The following is a 17451-nucleotide window of genomic DNA, read 5'->3' as shown; positions in this document are numbered from 1 at the left end:
ATACATTGTTTTTAAAATCTGATCGAAAGTCCCAGCGTCACGGTCTTCAGCGGTGGCGTCATGGAATAATCTATGGTGGTTGAAAAAGCATCTTTGATCCGCACACTTACATCGGGATCCTGCCCGGTGTACCTGGTAAAAGTCAGCAGGTTTTCCACGGTCACATAGGTACTCAGGTCAGCGATGCCGATCCGTTGCACCAGGGATTTGCTGAAATCATATTTCAGGGTAAGGGTCCGTAATCTTAAAAAGGAGGCATCCTCAACATAGCGACTGGATCCCAGGGAATTGAAGCCGGATCCGTAAATCGCTCTCGGGATATCGGTCAGGTCGCCTTCGTTCCGCCACCTTCTCAAAACAGCCGTGCTCTGGTTGTTATAGCCGAGCATATCGGTCGTATTCATTTTGGTGCCGTTGATCACATCCAGTCCCTGACGGTAGTTAAAGAAAGTGCTTAATTTCAACCGGTTTTTATAACGTACGGAAAACCCGAAACCACCGGTCAGACTGGGGTTGCTGTTGCCCAGGTAGACGATATCCTTCTGATCAATGACCCCGTCATGGTTGATATCATCATAGATGGCATCCCCGGGCTGGAACACATAATCAACCGACGGATAATTGAATCGCATGTAGATGGTCTCCCCATCCGGGCCAATGATGGGTTGTCCCTGATCATCCCGGGCCACGGTAGCCGCCTTGTCGGAATAGACACCCATGTACCGGAACCCGTAGAAGGAACCAAAAGGATTGTCCTCCTGAAAATAGGTAAAGAAGGATTTGTTCTTAAGGGAACTCCGGGCATTCTCTCTGGGATACAGTGGTGAAATCTCCCGAATCAGGTTCTCATTATGGGCAATATTAAAATTGAACTGGACATTCCATTTCTTGGTTCTTATCGGGTTCACGCTGAGACTGGCCTCCCAGCCGTTATTATCCATGGTACCGACATTCATCGTCAGAGAGCTGAAGCCGTTATAACTCGCAATCTGGATGCCGCTCATCATCAAATCCGTCGTCCGGCGTTTATAGATCTCACCGCCAAAAATCAGCAGTCCCCGGAACAGTTCTACGTCCAGACCAAAGTTTTGCTGGGTGACCGTTTCCCATTTCAGATCCGAGAGCTCGATATTCGAAGCATAGACCCCGTTTTCTCCCAGGTAGGCATAGTCATAAGTCCGGTATATATTAATATAACTGTAATCGTTCCGGGGTGTATTACCGCTCCGGCCCCAGCTGGCCCGCAGTTTTATATCATCGATGGCTTCGATATCCCGCAGGAATTTTTCCTGACCCAGCCGCCAGGCGCCGGATATGGAAGGGAACATGCCATACCGGTTTTCCGGTCCGAAACGGGAACTGCCATCCGCTCTGAGACTGGCGGCAAATATGTATCGGTTCTTCAGCATATAGTTACCCTGAATCAGTGCGCCGACAGCACGGGACTGGGTCGTCGATGAACTGGCAGACCCTGTCAAGGTCCGGGCAGGCACACTGGGATCCTGCAGGTAGGAAGATGCGGTATTGGTAGCTACCAGCCCCTGAATGGTATACCGGGTTTCATCTGTCTGAAAGGACAGGTTTGCCGTAAACAAATGATCCGGCCCCAGTCGGGGTGTAAACAGCAGGTTGGTTTTGGTACTCATGGTAAAGCGGTCATAGTCCGCATCCGATGCCCTGTTTACCTGAGATTCCGTAAAGGGACGGCCCGTCGCAATCTGCGGGAGGAAGTTTTTGGTTTTATTATTATTGATATTGAGTGCCATATCGGATCGCAGCAACAGGACCCGGGGAATCAGGTTGTACCGCAGGCTGAACCGGCTGACCACGACGTCCCCCAATTGTTTATTGATGGCATTGGTGACCATCGATAGCGGGTTATAGGTACCCGAGTAAGTCCCCTGTGCCGTACTGACCGGCGTAAACAGGTTACCAGTCAGATTTCCGTATTCATCATATTCCCAGACCGCCTGGTTGGGCATTTTCCGGTAAGCCACATCGCGGACGCTCCGGGAATACAGCATGTCGTTGGCCACATGGGTATAGGACACATCGGATTGAAAACTGATCCGCTGCGAAACAATATAATCCAGATTGACCCTGGCAGACAGGCGGTCGGTACCGGTGCCCCGGGTAACCCCCTGCTGGTTAAAATATCCCAGTGAGGCCACATACCTTGCCTTCTCCCCACCACCGCGGATTTGAAGATTATGGTCCTGAAAATAACCGGTCTGGGTAATCGCTTCGATCCAGTCGGTATTATTGCTGAAATTATAATAGGTATAGGTATTATTCGAATCGTACTGGAACTGCTGGGCATTTTCTGAAGTAGAAAACAGTCTTCCGGCATTATAATATTCCTCCAGCAACAGGGTCGTGTACTGATTCCCGTTCAGCATCGGAATCGGCTTGGGCTGCCGGGACAGGGATCCCTTAAAATTATAACTTAAGGTGGGGCGGCTGACGGTACCGCGTTTGGTATTGATCACCAGTACCCCATTGGCCGCCCTGGAGCCCCAGACGGCCGTAGCAGCCGCATCTTTCAGCACCGTGATATCCTGAATATCGGAAGGCGCAATATTCAACAGCTGCCCATAGGCATTGTCATCAGAAGTGGCAAAGTTAAAATCATCGGGAATGGTGATATCATAGGGCATCCCATCCACCACAATCAACGGATCGGAAGCACCGTTTAAGGAAGAGGTACCACGAATACGAATGGACATGCCGGCACCAGGATCCCCTGATACCGTGCTGATATCTACCCCTGCCAGACGTCCCTGCAGGGCCTGGTCGATGGAGGCTGATTGCATTTCTTCCATTTCCTTCATACTGATGGAAGCGATCGCAGAAGTATTGCGTACCTTGGAAAGGCCCATTCCGGTACCGTCATCGATTCTTTTTTCACCTATCACGATCACTTCTTCCATTGTGTTCTGACTGGATTCAAGTGCCACATTGATCGTCGTCTGCGACCGCACCGGAATCGGTTTGATTTCCTTAAAACTGGTATGCGTCACCGTCAGCCGGAGCCCGCTACCGGTATAGCGCAGAATATAACTACCCTCGACATCGCTGACCGCAGAAGACAGGGTTCTGTCTTCGCTGTCGATAAGGGTAACGGTAGCGCCGGCAATCGGTTCCCTGGTCGCCTTATCTGTCACCCGTCCTCTCAATACGGTCGATTCCTGATCCTGCGCCTGAGCGGTCATGGCCATACAAACGGTTACCACCAAATTCAGTATTACTAATAAGTTTCTCATAATTGCGTCAGATTAAAGCCCGTTTTTTAAGTAACCGTTCATAGAATGCACCAAAACCCTTTGTGCCAGATGATTGCTGTTGGCAACATCCGCACTGATCGTATTGCCCAGATTGTCCTGCACCTGTAACTGATCCGTCGTATTTGCCACTACCGTTACCGGTTGTGCATTTCCATCGATATCCTTACACAGGGATTCAAATACCCCTGTTTTTTTTCCATCGACTGCAAAGGAATTTTTCAGGATATGGTAGAGGATAAACAATTTCACCTGGTCTTTTTCTCCCTGTCCTCCCGGACTGTCTGAAGCTGGCAGATCGCCGTTCGCAATGGCCTGCGCCATGGCGGCATTATTGGGCACCAGCATGGTATAATTGGCCCCCAGTTCCACACCATTGATTTTACCGTCAGATGCGGAATAGAGATCGGTGTGAATCAGGTACTGGTAGAAAAGATAAAAAGGTGAATCGGGCGATTCTGCACCTGCATTCTTAAAATAGTCTGCAATATTTATTTTGGAAGAAGTGAGTGCACCGCTGCTGTATGCCGCCATGCCATTCAGCGGACCCGACTGCGCATCACCGATACTAATTGAATCCACCTGTACATGCTGAACCAGGGAATCCATCGTACCGCTGGAATACAATTTATTGTGATCAAACCTGATATATTCGCCCGCATAGGATTCCAGTACGCCGGACCCGCTGAGATCCGGAAGGGCGTCGCTTCCCAGGGGTACAATATGATACAGCAGGATTTCCCGCATGGCAGGACTGCCATTGCCGCCCCGGAACCGGATCGGATCGGTGGTATTATAAGCATCATATTCAAATCCCATCCGGTTGAGTTCTGCATCTGATACCAGTACCAGCAGGTACCGCAGTGTCGGAATTTTAAGGGTCAGGTTCATGCCGATCCGCTGCAGGGCGATATCCATCAGCCGGTATTTCGGATCCAGGAGGACATTCCCGTATACCGACTGGAATACATCTGCATTCTGACAGGCATCTACGCCGTAGAATGCACCATTACTCAGCAGTTTTGTCTCGCGGATATTGGCTTTGGATATTTTGGTTTTTTCTCCCGAAATATTCTGTTCGTTTTCAAACCGGGAAGGCCAGAGCTGGGTATTGTAAAAATGGGCGTTCAGGAATTCTGAAAGAATATTGCTGTTACTGTAAAACAGGTCCCTCACCGTCGTTCCGGCAGGATAATATTGAAGGAGCACCCTTTTTACGTAGCTGTTGACGGCGGCGTTCTCGGGTATGGTGACGGAGAAATTATTTACCTGGGCATCATTGGCGTCTTCCTTGGTATAATTTTCATTATTCAGGGCGAGTGCAATACCCGTATAACCTTTCGTGAAAACACTGTCAGCCGTGCCGGATAGTACCTGATAGCGATGTGAGACATCTGCATTATAGGTATAGGTGGCAAACAGGTCCAGGATATCCTTAAAGGCGCTGTAAGCATTGGCCGTACCCAAATACTGATCTATACTCTTTGCAGGGAGCAATACCCGGTCCACCACATGGATATAACCGTTCTCTGCCACGATATTGCTTCTGGACGGGTCGATAGCGGCCGGCCCGATATTGAGCCCTGTATAAGTGGCATTGGGATAAAAGGCATTATAATCTGCAGCCCCCAGACTTCTGGGCTGCATATAGCTGTCGAAGAAATAACTGAGGTGCTTATTATTGTTCTCGGTGGCGACATAGTTCTGATCAGCGCCCCGGTTGGTACTGATAATCTTTCTTGTCCTGCCGGCATTGGTTTCAGTTTCCACAAAATCGTAGTACACGCTCCTTCTCCGGAAGGCAAATCCCTCAATCCATCCTTTGGAGGAAAAATTGTCGTTGAGTTTTTCCAGTCGTTCGCCATCATATACCATCGACGCCCTTACTATTTTTTCAGCCGTCTCCTTGTCAATATCTGCAATACCGGAAAGACCCTGCTCCTGAAAATATTGCGCAAAGGCAGCATCAGTAGGTGCAAATACGGTCCAGGAACTCGCGGATCCCAGGGTATTCTTATAACCAGACAGGTCGATACAGGCCAGAAAACCAGTAAAATCACCCATCGAATCCAGCTGCTGATAAATAGGCTGTGCCAGCCAGTCCGGCCTTGCATAATATTCGTCAAAGGATTTTTTGCTGCAACCGATGACCCAAAACGCCAGGATGACCGGCAAGCCAAATAGGATTTGTCGCTTCATGAATAAATATAGATTTACAGGTTCCATTACCGGCTGGCGAAAATTCCAATCGTTTCCCGGCAAATAGAGTTTAATATGATCCGGCTTAAGAAGCGGAAGGCGTACGGGCAGATCGCTTTGATTTCAGAAGTACAATTTCAACAAGCTACCGGTTGTTCCTTTTTCATTCCCACTTTCTTTTCAGCACGATGATGGTTTATAAATAGTCACAGGTATTCTCAGTTCCCGCTCCTATTTGGTTTATGTTCGCAATCGCTTCGGAAGACCTGGACGAAACTGACGATGCAGCCTCCAGAAGCACTACAAATCTCCCCCCGTATAATTTTTCAGGACCGGCAAATCGTACCAAAAAACCCGCTGATTGATTCAAAATCCGGTATTTCCGGTCTTAGCATACCCTTTCCGGGCCTTGGTGACGACTGAAAAGACCGCACCTACCTTCCCCGCCCTACCTCATTTTTTCAGACAGATTACCTGACATATCAGATTGATTTTCTGTGCAATAATGGTTAAATATATCGCATAGCGGGCCGCAGGTATGGCAATGGGCGCGCGGACCTGTTTCAGAAAAACACCTGGCCATATAAATTCATTTATAACTGAATATCAATTACTTAACTTTATGTTTCCAGGGGCATGTATCAAATTGTCAGATTTTTGGAACAGGGGAACCTCTGTATTGCGGGGGTCTTTACTAGATTTACGGCAAACGATGTTGTCATGTCAAAATACATTTTATTACTGATCGGCCTCCATATGGCGGTGGCCCTTACCGCCCAAAGATTTATGGAAAGACTGGACCGCGGTGTGGTGGCGGTACCGGATACCCGGGGTAATATCCTGGTGAGCTGGCGCCTCCTGGGTACCGAACCTGCCGGGAAAGCCTTCGACCTCTATAAAAAGGTCAGGGGCCAGGTTCGAAAACTCAATCAGGAACCCATCCGTTCAGCGACCTGTTTTCTGGACCGCCCTGCTGATACGACGGTCCTGCCCACCTATATCGTTACCGGCGCCGGAGAAAAACCGGAACAGACTGCCGCAAACAGCTATACCCTGCAACAGCAAAAGACGCCCTACCACCGCATCGCATTGCAAATACCGGAAGGTTATACCGCCAATGACGGGTCTGTCGGTGATCTGGACGGTGACGGCCAGTATGAAATCATCCTGCACGTGGCCGGCAAGGGACATGATAACAGCCATTCAGGATTTACCGATCCGCCCCTGATCCAGGCCTATAAGCTGGACGGCACCCTGCTATGGACCATCAATCTGGGTGAGAATATCCGGGAGGGCGCACATTATACCCAGTTTATCGTTTACGACCTGGACAGCGATGGCCGGGCAGAACTGGCCCTGAAAACGGCAGACGGTACCCGGGACGGCAACGGCAGGGTTATCGGCGACAGCAGCCGGCATTGGCGCAACCCCCTGGGTCATATTCTTGCCGGTCCCGAATACCTGACCATTTTTGACGGTCGCAGCGGCGCCGCCCTGCATACCGTAAATTATATACCGCCCCGCTCCACCAGCTCACTGGAACCCGACGCCGCCGAATTGAAAAAAATCTGGGGCGATGGCCGGGGCAACCGCTCTGACCGCTACCTGGCGGCAGTCGCCTATCTGGATGGTATCCACCCCAGTCTGATCATGTGCCGGGGATATTATACCCGTACGGTGATTGCAGCCTGGGATTTCAAAGGAAAAAAACTCCGGTCCCGGTGGGTTTTTGACAGTGACCAACCCGGCAATGCTGCTTACGCGGGGCAGGGCAACCACAACCTGAGCATCGCCGATGTGGATCAGGATGGCAGGGATGAGATCGTTTATGGTTCGATGTGTATCGACGATAATGGCCGGGGGCTTTACAGTACGGGACTGGGTCATGGAGACGCCATGCATGTCTCAGATCTGGATCCTTCGATCCCGGGACTGGAAGTATTTGCCATACAGGAACGTTTTGACGACGCCGGGGCCAGTTTTCGCAGTGCCGCAACCGGAAAAATCTACTGGAAAAAACCTTCCGTAAAGGCCGGGGCCGACGGTGAGGGGCCGGGTCGGGGCTTGTCACTCGATATCGATCCCCGGTACCCGGGAAATGAGAACTGGGTGGCCGGTGCCGGTATCACCGGTCTTTTTGATGCCAAAGGACATCAGATTGCCGACCGGACGCCCGCCTGTAATATGGGTATTTACTGGGATGGCGACCTGTTGCGTGAAGTCCTGAACGGCACCCGGGTGGATAAATGGGACTATCAGAACAGCCGCAGTACACCCCTGCTGAATACCGCGGCCTATGGCTGCCTGTCCAATAATGGCAGTAAGGCGAACCCGGTCCTGGCGGCCGATATCTGGGGTGACTGGCGGGAAGAACTGATTTACCGCAGCCGGGACAACCGGGAGCTTCGGATATTCACCAGTCCCCTGCCCGATACCCATAAAATATATACCCTGATGCATGACCCCCAGTATCGATTGGGTATCGTCTGGCAGAATGTGGCCTATAACCAGCCGGCACATACTAGTTTCTTTCTGGGAGCGGGTATAAAAACTTTGCCAGTGCCCCGGATCCGGTATCCGGATACCCGGCGGCAAAACTGATGACGGGTAAAATCCAGGCCGGCGCCTGCTGTTTCGGTTCGGTCGCTCAGAAAATCAGCCTATTCCTGACAGGAATTCTATATTTGTAAGAGATAAGTTTGCTTATACATGACTGTTTATCTGAGAATATGGTTTTTATTAATGGCGGGTCTTGCCGGGGTCTGTACCAGCGTCAGCGCGCAACAGGGTAATATTGAATACCTGACCACCAAAGACGGACTTTCTCAGAATACTGTAAGGGGGATCGTCAAGGATAAATACGGATTCATGTGGTTCGGTACCATGAACGGGCTCTGTCGTTATGACGGCTATAAATTTAAAGTCTATCGCAGTATACCCGGTGATACCACTTCCTTATCCAGCAGCCGGGTGCATCACTTGTTCAAAGATGAAAAAGGCATTATCTGGGTCACGACCTTCAATAAAATTGTCTGCCGTTACAATTATGAATCAGATAATTTCACCCGCTTTGCACTGGCCGAGCTCAGTCCGGCATTAAGGGATTCCGTGAACCGGGTCCGGGATTTTGAACAGATGCAGCATGCTTCCGGCCTGCTGCAATCCTTATTCGGCCCCTATCATCTTTCCTCCACCAAAGAACATTTTGTTTTTGGCAATACGGCCCTGCATAAGGGAGGCCTGAATGATATCAACATCAATTGTTTTTATCAGGACAATATGGGGATACTCTGGTTTGGCACCGGATTCGGCGGCGTCAATAAGCTGGATTTCAGCTCGGGGAAATTCAATTCCGTGCCCCTGCATTCCGCCCAGAAACCCGAAATGGCGATGGCCGTTATGTCTGTATGTACCGGTCCCAAAGGTATCTGGCTGGGCACGGAAGAAGACGGTCTGTTCTTCCGGGACCGCAGCACGGGCGACCAGCGGCTGGTCGCTTCGAAGGGAGAAAATATCAAAGCCCTTTTCAGGGACAGCCGGGGTAATATCTGGGTAGGAAAAAGATATGGGCTGGATAAATTCAATCCTGCGACCGGAGCCCTGCGATCTTACTATACCGCACAGAGCCCGGCCAATTATACCCGGTTCCATGCCATTGCCGAAGACCCGCTCACCGGCGAAATCTGGATTGCTTATTATAAGGGCATATTAAAATACCTGCCCTCCGAAGACCGGATGGAGGATCAGTACATTAAGCCTTATACGATTTCCGGCGCCGGTGACCTGTTTTTTGATTCCAGGAACAATCTCTGGCTGGGAACAGAATACTCCGGTCTCATTCAACTGAAAAGGGATCCGGTGGATCATCACTGGACGGATACTGTGGTCTATGCGGCCCTGGGTTCCAAATCCCAGACAGGAGATGAACGGATTTACTCCATTGCCGAAGATCATGAGGGTACCATCTGGGTAGGATCGGCCAATGGGCTGTACCGCATCAATCCGCGCACCGACAGTATTACCGTCTATACCATCAACGACGGACTGGCAGATCATTATATCACCAAAGTGTTGCCGGATTTCAGGGGCTGTATCTGGCTGGCCCATAAAAGCGGCCTGTCCAAACTGGATATCAAAACCGGGGCGATACAGAATTATTCTGTCGGCAGTTCGGATGAAGAATACGAATTTATCAATGGTTCGGGTTTTTACGACCCCTACGCCGCCACCATCTATCTGGGAACGACCAAGGGTTTTGTCAATTTCAAACCCCTTGAGATCGTCAATAATCCCTACCTGCCTAAAGTGGTATTCACTTCACTGCAGGTACTGAATAAATCGGTCAATATCGGAGATACGATTAACGGCCGGCGGATCCTCGAGCATCCGCTGTACATGACGCAATCGATCACCCTGACCCACCAGGACCGGAGTTTTTCCGTCGAGTTCGCGGCCCTGCATTTTTCAGATCCCCAGAAAAATCAATTCGCCTATATACTGGAAGGACAGGATAAGGACTGGACTTATACCAATGCCTCCAGACGTTTCGCCAGTTATTCCAACCTGCCTGCGGGAAAATACTATCTGAAAGTAAAGGCCTCGAACAGTAACGGCTCCTGGAATCCAAAACCCTCGATCCTGGAAATCAGGGTACTGCCACCCTGGTGGCTGACCTGGTGGGCCTACCTGATCTATATACTGACGGGCTTACTGCTGCTGGGGTTGATCATCCGGGCGGTGCATCTGAGACAACGTTATCACCGGCAGATACTGATCGAAAGACTGAAGGCCGAAAAAGCACTGGAAATGGATCAGCTGAAATCCAATTTCTTTACCAATATTTCACATGAATTCAGGACCCCGCTGACCCTGATCATTGATCCGCTCCGGTCCCTGTTGTCCATGAAGGGCAACAGCGAAAAACAACGGTTTCATTTTGATATCATGCACCGCAATGCCCAGCGGCTGCTGGCACTGATCAACCAGTTCCTGGACTTCCGGAAAATAGAAGCCGGAAAAATGCCGCTGCATCCCCAGCGACAGGACATTGCCGCCTTTATTAAAAATACGGCGGCGGCTTTTGATTTTAAAGCCACCCAGCAGCAGATTCAATTTAACGTTGAAACCAGTCCCGAGGAAATCCAGATGGACTTCGATGCGGACCTGGTGGGCAAAATCATGTACAACCTGGTTTCCAATGCCTTTAAATATACACGAAAAGACGGACGGATTACCATATCGGTTCAGGCCGATAGCGCCCTGCCGGATCAGGTAAGGATCACCGTGAGGGACAATGGGGTCGGCATTCCGCAAAAAGACCTGCCGCATATTTTTGATCCGTTTTTTCAGTCAGGGAAAAACCAGCAGGAACCCGGCACCGGCGTAGGCCTGTCCCTGACCCGGGAACTGGTGCAGTTGCACCAGGGCATCATTGAAGTGCAGAGTGTACCTGAGCAGGAAACCGTTTTCAGTTTCACCCTGAAAAACCTGGATCAGCCATCCGTCGGCGCGCAGCATCCGGTGACGGACTGCCCCCCGGTTCCTGAAGAAGCCCTGGCGCCTGCTGCGGTAAAAACGCGCCCGACCCAGCCCATCCTGCTGGTGATTGAGGACAATGATGATATCAGAACCTATATTCACCAACAGCTCAGCGCAACATATACCATCATAGAAGCCGTTAATGGCAGGCAGGGATGGGAACGGGCCGTCACCGAAATTCCGGACCTGATTGTCACCGATGTCATGATGCCGGAAATCAGCGGTCTCAAACTCTGTGAAATGCTGAAGACAGATGAAAAGACCAGTCATATTCCGGTGATCATCCTCACGGCCCGTCAATCGGAACAGTACGAACTGGAAGGTTATCAGACGGGTGCCGATGCTTATGTGAGCAAACCCTTCAGTATGACGGTCCTATCCGCGCGGATTCAGAGTATACTGGACAACCGCCGCAAACTCAGGGAATATTTCAGTCAGCATCCGCAATCCCTGAGCCATCCGGTGGGTCTGAATGCTGCCGACCAATCCTTTCTGCAGAAACTGACGGATCTGGTCAGTTCCCATATGGCGGAGACCGAAGTCAATGTTGAATGGCTGGCTTCCAAACTTTTCATGAGCAGAACCCAGCTCTACAGGAAATTAAAAGCGCTGACCGATCAGTCTGTACATGAATTCATTACCACCATCCGGTTGCATAAAGCGGCCGGCCTGCTGGCGGAGGGACAGCTTTCAGTCACCGAAATCGCTTATATGGTGGGATATGCCGATTCGACCAGCTTCAGCAGGATCTTCCAGAAGCAGTATGGCACTACCCCTAAAAAGTACAGCCTGCAGCAACAACGTCCCGGTATTATTCATTCCTGATCCGGACCGATGCCGGTTTCCGGAACCCGGCTCCTATCCGCCGCCTGGCCAATAATCCGGGCACCTGGCGTCTGGAGGATCAGCTGTAACTGTTCGTCGACCAATTGCCGCACTTCTGTTTTGATTTGCAGAAAGGTTTCCTGGATTTTCCGGCGGTCCACTTCCCGCACGGGCAGGGGCTGATAGGCCGCTTCCCGGGCTTTGATTTTCTTAAAATCGTGCAATAGTTGCCCATGAAACATTTTCCGTTCGATGGGCTGGTCGGGATTATCGGCCACTACGCCTACCACTTCACCGGCCGAAAGACTGGCAATCGCTGATTGCGGAATGGCATATTCCAGCTGACGGGAAGTACTCACGGAACTGTCGGAACTGTTGACCGTCAGGCTCCGGCGTTCCTGCAGTATCTTACCGAACCTTTCCGACAATTGACGGGCCGCATCGCCGGTTACCTGACCGGAAATAATATTACCAGCCATCGAAAGAATTACCCGGGCCTGTTTTTCCCCGTAGTGGAGGATCAACTGGCTGGCATCCTGTATGATCAGGGTAACATTGACCAGAAAACTCCGGCAGACGGATAAAAATTTATCTGCATTATGCCAGGAAATACTGGCAAACTCTTCCAACAGGATACCGCAGGGCTGCTCCTGCTGGGGTTGCAGCAATTGCTGCAGGGTATTTAAATACAAAGAGATCACAGGACTATAAATATGGGCGACCCTTGGATTGTTGGCAATACAGATAATTTTGGGTCGCCCGGTGTCATTGATGCGCAGGTCAAACTCATTACCGGAAAGCACATAATACAGATGCGCGCTGGCCAGGGTGCCCAGACTGATCGCTGCCCCTGAAATCTGTCCGATCAACTGCCGCGCGGCATCCTGTTCATAGGCCCGGACAAAGGGCATCACCAGTACTTCCAGGCTGGGCTCGGCAGCCAGCAGCGTAAAGAGCTTATCCAGCGATGTCTGCGCCAGTTCAATCACATGCGGCAGGCTGCAGTAACGTCCGTCCTGATACAGCCGCAGGTACCAGATCAGCGCCGTCGTAAAATTAATACTGCTCTCTACCCAGAAATCGCCCTGGCGGCGCATCCAGTCCTGGTTCAACCCCAACAGGATGGACCGGGCGGCAGCGGCCGCATCGGTAATGGAATGCAGCGTATCTGGTGCCAGCGGATTGGCCCGCTCCCCCATTTCTTCGAAATTGATGACATGAAATTCCACCTGTCCTTTGAAACGGTCCCGATACCGGCGCATTTCATTATAGGCCACCAGGGTCAGGTCCGGGTATTTGAAATCATGTATGAAGAGCCCATAGCCCCGGGCGATTTGCTGCCGCAGGATTTCTTTAGCGATCAGGGTTTTTCCACTGCCGGGCAGCCCCATCAACAGGATCCCGCCCCGGAACGCGTTGATGATATTGATCCAGCCCTTTCTGATCTGGTCCCGGAGCCGGTAACGGGTCGGCAGGTTGATGGAATAGGGATTGGTCAACAGCCGCTCTTCCTGTGGAAAGGTTTCATTATCCTTATTAAACAGATCACCGCTCAGCCGGTCTTTTATCATACGAAACAAGATCGTTATACCGCTCATCACCAGCAGATAGCCCGACAGCGTGCCGCCGGTATACAGCAGGCTCAGCTGCCTGTAGTCCAAAGGCAGTAACAGCAGGGCAGCACTGGCAAAATACAGGAGCAGTCCACTCGCCGTCAGACTGATACTGGTTCGGTAATTATAGTCCGGCCCCTTTCGGGCTTTCACACCCAGTACCGATAGTAACAGAAATACCAGGGCCAGAATTTTGGCCAGATGAAAGTTCCGGAACAGACCGGTCCGGTGCAATTGCGCGAGCAAACGATCGGTGGCACTCAGGCGCCACCCCTGCGCCTGGTAAAAAATATAGCAGCTGTCATAGAGATGCAGGACTAATAATGCGACGCTGATCCAGCGTGTCATATTTATAATATTCCGCAACGCGGCTTCATGCTCATTGGTGCTCATGCCTCCGGGGTTGTTGTAAAAACTAAGGTTCAGCTGCCAGCTGCATTTCATCCGGCCGCTCCCCCCTCAAGGTCAGCGCCTGCGCCTTATCTGGCAGGGGCACCCGCTGCAGCCCAGGCCTTCTATTTTGAGCCGGATTGATTTGGCGATCAGATTCTCTATCGCGCTGGTCGGAAAAACGTTCCAGGAGACAGGCAGACCGGTAGGATGCCTCCAGGTCCCGATCCATGAATACGGTTTTATGACGATGATCTATATAAGTGAAGCCGGCGATACCACCGTCCGCAGTTCGCTGCACCAGCAGGTCAATACCCTCTCTTTTCAAACTGGCGGCATAATCCGACAGCAGCCGGGGTTGGCGCTGGAGCGTCCATTGCAGTGTTGCCTGCAATTGCAGGCGGTCACCTGCCCTGAATTGCTGGTATTGCCGGATCTTCTCTTCTATATAGTTCAGTGTGGGTTTTGCTTTCAGCTTACTGGCTTTAACCGGCAGGGTTCGCCGCTCCCCTTTCTCATTCGTGATAAAATAAACCAGGCCTCGATATTGGTACATACGGCTGTTCTCCCTCCCCCGGCTGGCCAGTACATTGAAGCGTTTTAACACGGCATTCAGCTCTTCCAGATTACTGTATCTGTAGTGATCCAGGACCTGATCCAGGGCCCGGGAAATGCTTTGGGTGGTTCCGATCTGCGCCGATGGTACAATTTCCGCTTCCTTTCCTTCTGGTTGCCTGGGTCCAGGCTCCGGTTCATTATCTGTAGCCAGCTGATACCGCTGTACCAGGTCCCTGCATATCCGTTTGGTATCCCGCCCCTGTCCAAAATCGACGAAGAGCCTCATGCCATCCTGCAGGATCAGGGTGGACAGTATATGTATATGGGGATGAAGCGCGTCCCGGTGTTCATAGACGAGATAGGGTTGATCGCCAAATCCGATACGGAACATAAATTCATCCGCGAGATGGGTCAGGAAATATGGATGTAATTTTGGTTGGTCCCGGGGGTAAAAATTCAAGGATATATGGATCACCTGGTATTTTGCCGTATGATTCAATTGCATCAGCCTTTGAAAGGGTTCCATCTTATCCAACCTGTTCAATTGCTGCGGTAGCTGGCAGAAGCCATGCGCATGTATCAACTGCGCCACTCCCCGTCTGCATTTATTTTCATGGTAGTCCACCACCGGAATCAGCCGGAGGGGGAATCGTATATTAGCAAGCATGCTGCTCGGATTTGATGTAATTGTTGACTTAGTTCATGCAGGCTGTCCTTTCCCTGTCCGGTGGCCAGTGCCACTTCCTGTAGGTCGGCAGGGCGCAGGTTTACCGACCGGAGGGTCCGGAGCTGCAGTTCATGCAGTTCAAAGGCAATGGCCGATATGCTGCGAGAAACTGAATTTATCGCCGACAATATCTGGCCGGTATTTTCGTCCTGATATTTTATCGTCACCGGTTCCTGCAATGCAACCTGGCGAATGTATTGATTTATTCTGCGACAGGTCGAAGCGGCCATTAGCTGCTGCACTTTTTCGTATTTTTCAGGCGTTAAACAGATCCGAACTTCCCGGTAAATGGTCTTCTGTTGTTTCATATGATTTGTTGCCAGTTCAGCCTCCTGGCTTGTCCTTGCAATAGCGAATATAGTAGCAGGAAGCGCCAGCAACAGAACACCCTGCCAAATAATGGCAGGGTGATTACAACGGGCTGGCGGGCACCTGTTCAGAAGGTACCCTGTTCCGCCATCGAATAATACCCGTTCCGGGTGAGTATAATATGATCGAGTAAATTAAGATTCAGGCAGGCAGCGCCCTTTCTTATTTTTTCCGTTACCAACAGGTCAGCCTGACTGGGTTGCAGGTTGCCCGAAGGATGATTATGACATATGCAAATATTGGAGGCATGCAGCCGCAGGGCGGCAATCAGTACCAGCCGGATATCGATAATGGTACCACTGGCACCGCCGGTGGAAAGCGGAAAGACGCCCAGTACTTTATTGGCCCGGTTCAGATACAGAATCTTACTTTCCTCCAGCAGTTCAATAAGATCCTCGCTCCATACATTTCTGAAAATATGGGCCATCTGACAGGCATTCCTTACCTGCAGCCGATCCTCGGCCCTGACTTTTGTTTTATATACCAGGGCGATTTCGGCCACTTCGCCCGGCAGTAAATTTTGTTTTAGATTCATAGCCTGTCTGTTTAATACCGGGATCAACCTGCAACAGATCACCGGTTACATTCCAATAAAAAATACAAAAATCGCCCCTTTGTTTTAGCTCCCGGGGCGAAAGGAGCCGATCCTTAAAAAGGCAATTGTTCCTTTTCGGTATCGCTTTCCTCTTCCTCCATTTCAGCAGTCTCTTCGGATGGGGTGCCCCTGGAAAGCAACTGGATATGCTGTACATGCAGGGTCAGTGCCGCCCGGGCTTCACCTTCCTTGTTATTCCATACTTCCATGCCCAGTCTGCCGATGACTTCTACCAATGTCCCTTTTGTGAGGAAGGGGGCGAGACCCGAACCCATCCAGTAACTGCAATTGAAAAAATTGGTCAGCTTTCTGGCTTCGGTGCTGTTTCTGGGTTTGTAATAATCGTTTTGCGCAACGGTAAACTCAATAATTTCACGGTCATCCGCTACTGTCTTCACTTGTGCATCTGTGGTGATGCGTCCGATAATCGTTTGCATAATTGATATGTTTTATAATTAGGAAAAATGATGCATTGTTATTGAAGTCCCGGTTTCATGCTACCGGGACAACTCAGGCGCCGGGCAATAATCTGGCTATAGGAACGGGACAAACCTTTTTGATCGGTATAATAGTACCGGCGCAGGGTTCCCTCTACCCGGATGCGGCTGCCTTTTACAAAATGCCGGTAAGCGTAGTGGGCCATTTCATCCCAGGCGACGACATTATACCAGGTAGTTTTTCGTTCCAGGGAACCATCCCTGGTCCGGCAGGAATGGTGAATCGCTACTGTTACCAGCGTTTTCTGTGTACGTAAAAAATCATTGAACTGTGGATCCTGACCTACAAATCCTTCCAAAATAATCTGCCTGTCTTTCATGTCATTTAATTTTAGCGTTAAGGAAAAAGCCGACACGAAGATGCAGTGGTGAAGCAGCCTTAAAAGAATAATACCCGGGTATTTGCGGGGGATACCCGTGTAAACACGGCTATGTGGCTGTTTTTTGTATCTTTGGTTATGCCTTCTGCAATTGCAATATGCTTGTCTTGCAAGAAACCTATCACCAAAGGGCGTACGGATAAAAAGTTTTGCGATTCGGGTTGTAAGGATAATTATTATAATGCGCTGAAGAGTGAAGAGCAAAAAGAAATCGGCAGGATTGATACCCTGCTGAAGAGGAACCGTCGTATTTTAAAGCGGCTTTACGATCCCAGAAAAGAGGAGAATATCGTTCACCGTGAAAAACTGATCCGTGAAGGATTTGAGTTTGACTATCATACCCATCACTGGATCACGAAGTCCCGGGGTGACACTTATTTTTTCTGTTATGATTATGCGTTCCGGCAGCTGGATCATTCACATATCAGAATCATCAAAAGCTTTAAATAATCCCCTTCAGAGCCACAAGCTGTTACACG

At 50.5% G+C, this 17451-nt stretch carries 11 protein-coding genes; 3 read left to right on the top strand and 8 right to left on the bottom strand.

Features of this window, described 5'->3' with window-relative positions; all coding sequences use genetic code 11:
- Window positions 1-11: 11 nt before the first annotated feature.
- Window positions 12-3263: a SusC/RagA family TonB-linked outer membrane protein gene (locus ACYVI9_RS18770; RefSeq protein WP_460767934.1), complete on the bottom strand. Its 3252-nt coding sequence runs from the start codon at window positions 3261-3263 to the stop codon at window positions 12-14.
- A 12-nt stretch (window positions 3264-3275) separates the two neighbouring features.
- Window positions 3276-5480 (bottom strand): fasciclin domain-containing protein, encoded by a 2205-nt coding sequence (locus ACYVI9_RS18765; RefSeq protein ID WP_460767931.1) that lies wholly within the window; start codon window positions 5478-5480, stop codon window positions 3276-3278.
- 720 nt (window positions 5481-6200) lie between these two features.
- Here ACYVI9_RS18765 and ACYVI9_RS18760 point away from each other — a divergent pair.
- Together ACYVI9_RS18760 and ACYVI9_RS18755 are read left to right on the top strand one after the other, a co-directional pair.
- Window positions 6201-8081 (top strand): rhamnogalacturonan lyase, encoded by a 1881-nt coding sequence (locus ACYVI9_RS18760; RefSeq protein WP_460767928.1) that lies wholly within the window; start codon window positions 6201-6203, stop codon window positions 8079-8081.
- Window positions 8082-8189: 108 nt separating this feature from the next.
- Window positions 8190-11843, top strand: a complete 3654-nt coding sequence (locus tag ACYVI9_RS18755; protein ID WP_460767925.1) for a hybrid sensor histidine kinase/response regulator transcription factor — start codon at window positions 8190-8192, stop codon at window positions 11841-11843.
- On the opposite strand, the gene ACYVI9_RS18750 is transcribed toward ACYVI9_RS18755, so the two are convergent.
- The 6 genes from ACYVI9_RS18750 to ACYVI9_RS18725 form a co-directional block, all read right to left on the bottom strand.
- Window positions 11834-13849, bottom strand: coding sequence for a YWFCY domain-containing protein (locus tag ACYVI9_RS18750; protein WP_460767922.1), 2016 nt, complete (start codon window positions 13847-13849; stop codon window positions 11834-11836). The two genes, ACYVI9_RS18755 and ACYVI9_RS18750, sit on opposite strands and share 10 nt — an antisense overlap.
- A 22-nt stretch (window positions 13850-13871) precedes the next feature.
- Window positions 13872-15071 (bottom strand): relaxase/mobilization nuclease domain-containing protein, encoded by a 1200-nt coding sequence (locus ACYVI9_RS18745; RefSeq protein WP_460767919.1) that lies wholly within the window; start codon window positions 15069-15071, stop codon window positions 13872-13874.
- A complete protein-coding gene (locus tag ACYVI9_RS18740) occupies window positions 15038-15439 on the bottom strand; it encodes a hypothetical protein (protein WP_460767917.1) in 402 nt (133 codons plus the stop codon). Before ACYVI9_RS18740 ends, ACYVI9_RS18745 begins: the two co-directional genes overlap by 34 nt.
- 128 nt (window positions 15440-15567) lie before the next feature.
- Window positions 15568-16035, bottom strand: a complete 468-nt coding sequence (locus ACYVI9_RS18735; protein ID WP_460767914.1) for a JAB domain-containing protein — start codon at window positions 16033-16035, stop codon at window positions 15568-15570.
- A gap of 113 nt (window positions 16036-16148) precedes the next feature.
- Window positions 16149-16532, bottom strand: a complete 384-nt coding sequence (locus ACYVI9_RS18730; RefSeq protein WP_460767911.1) for a single-stranded DNA-binding protein — start codon at window positions 16530-16532, stop codon at window positions 16149-16151.
- Window positions 16533-16570: 38 nt separating this feature from the next.
- Complete coding sequence (locus tag ACYVI9_RS18725) at window positions 16571-16912, bottom strand: single-stranded DNA-binding protein (RefSeq protein ID WP_460767908.1); 342 nt, start codon at window positions 16910-16912, stop codon at window positions 16571-16573.
- Between the two features lie 162 nt (window positions 16913-17074).
- Between ACYVI9_RS18725 and ACYVI9_RS18720 the strand changes: the two genes are divergently transcribed.
- Window positions 17075-17422: a hypothetical protein gene (locus ACYVI9_RS18720; protein ID WP_460767905.1), complete on the top strand. Its 348-nt coding sequence runs from the start codon at window positions 17075-17077 to the stop codon at window positions 17420-17422.
- Window positions 17423-17451 lie beyond the last annotated feature (29 nt).

Source organism: Niabella terrae, assembly GCF_054783135.1.
This window is presented reverse-complemented; position numbering and strand designations above follow the sequence as displayed.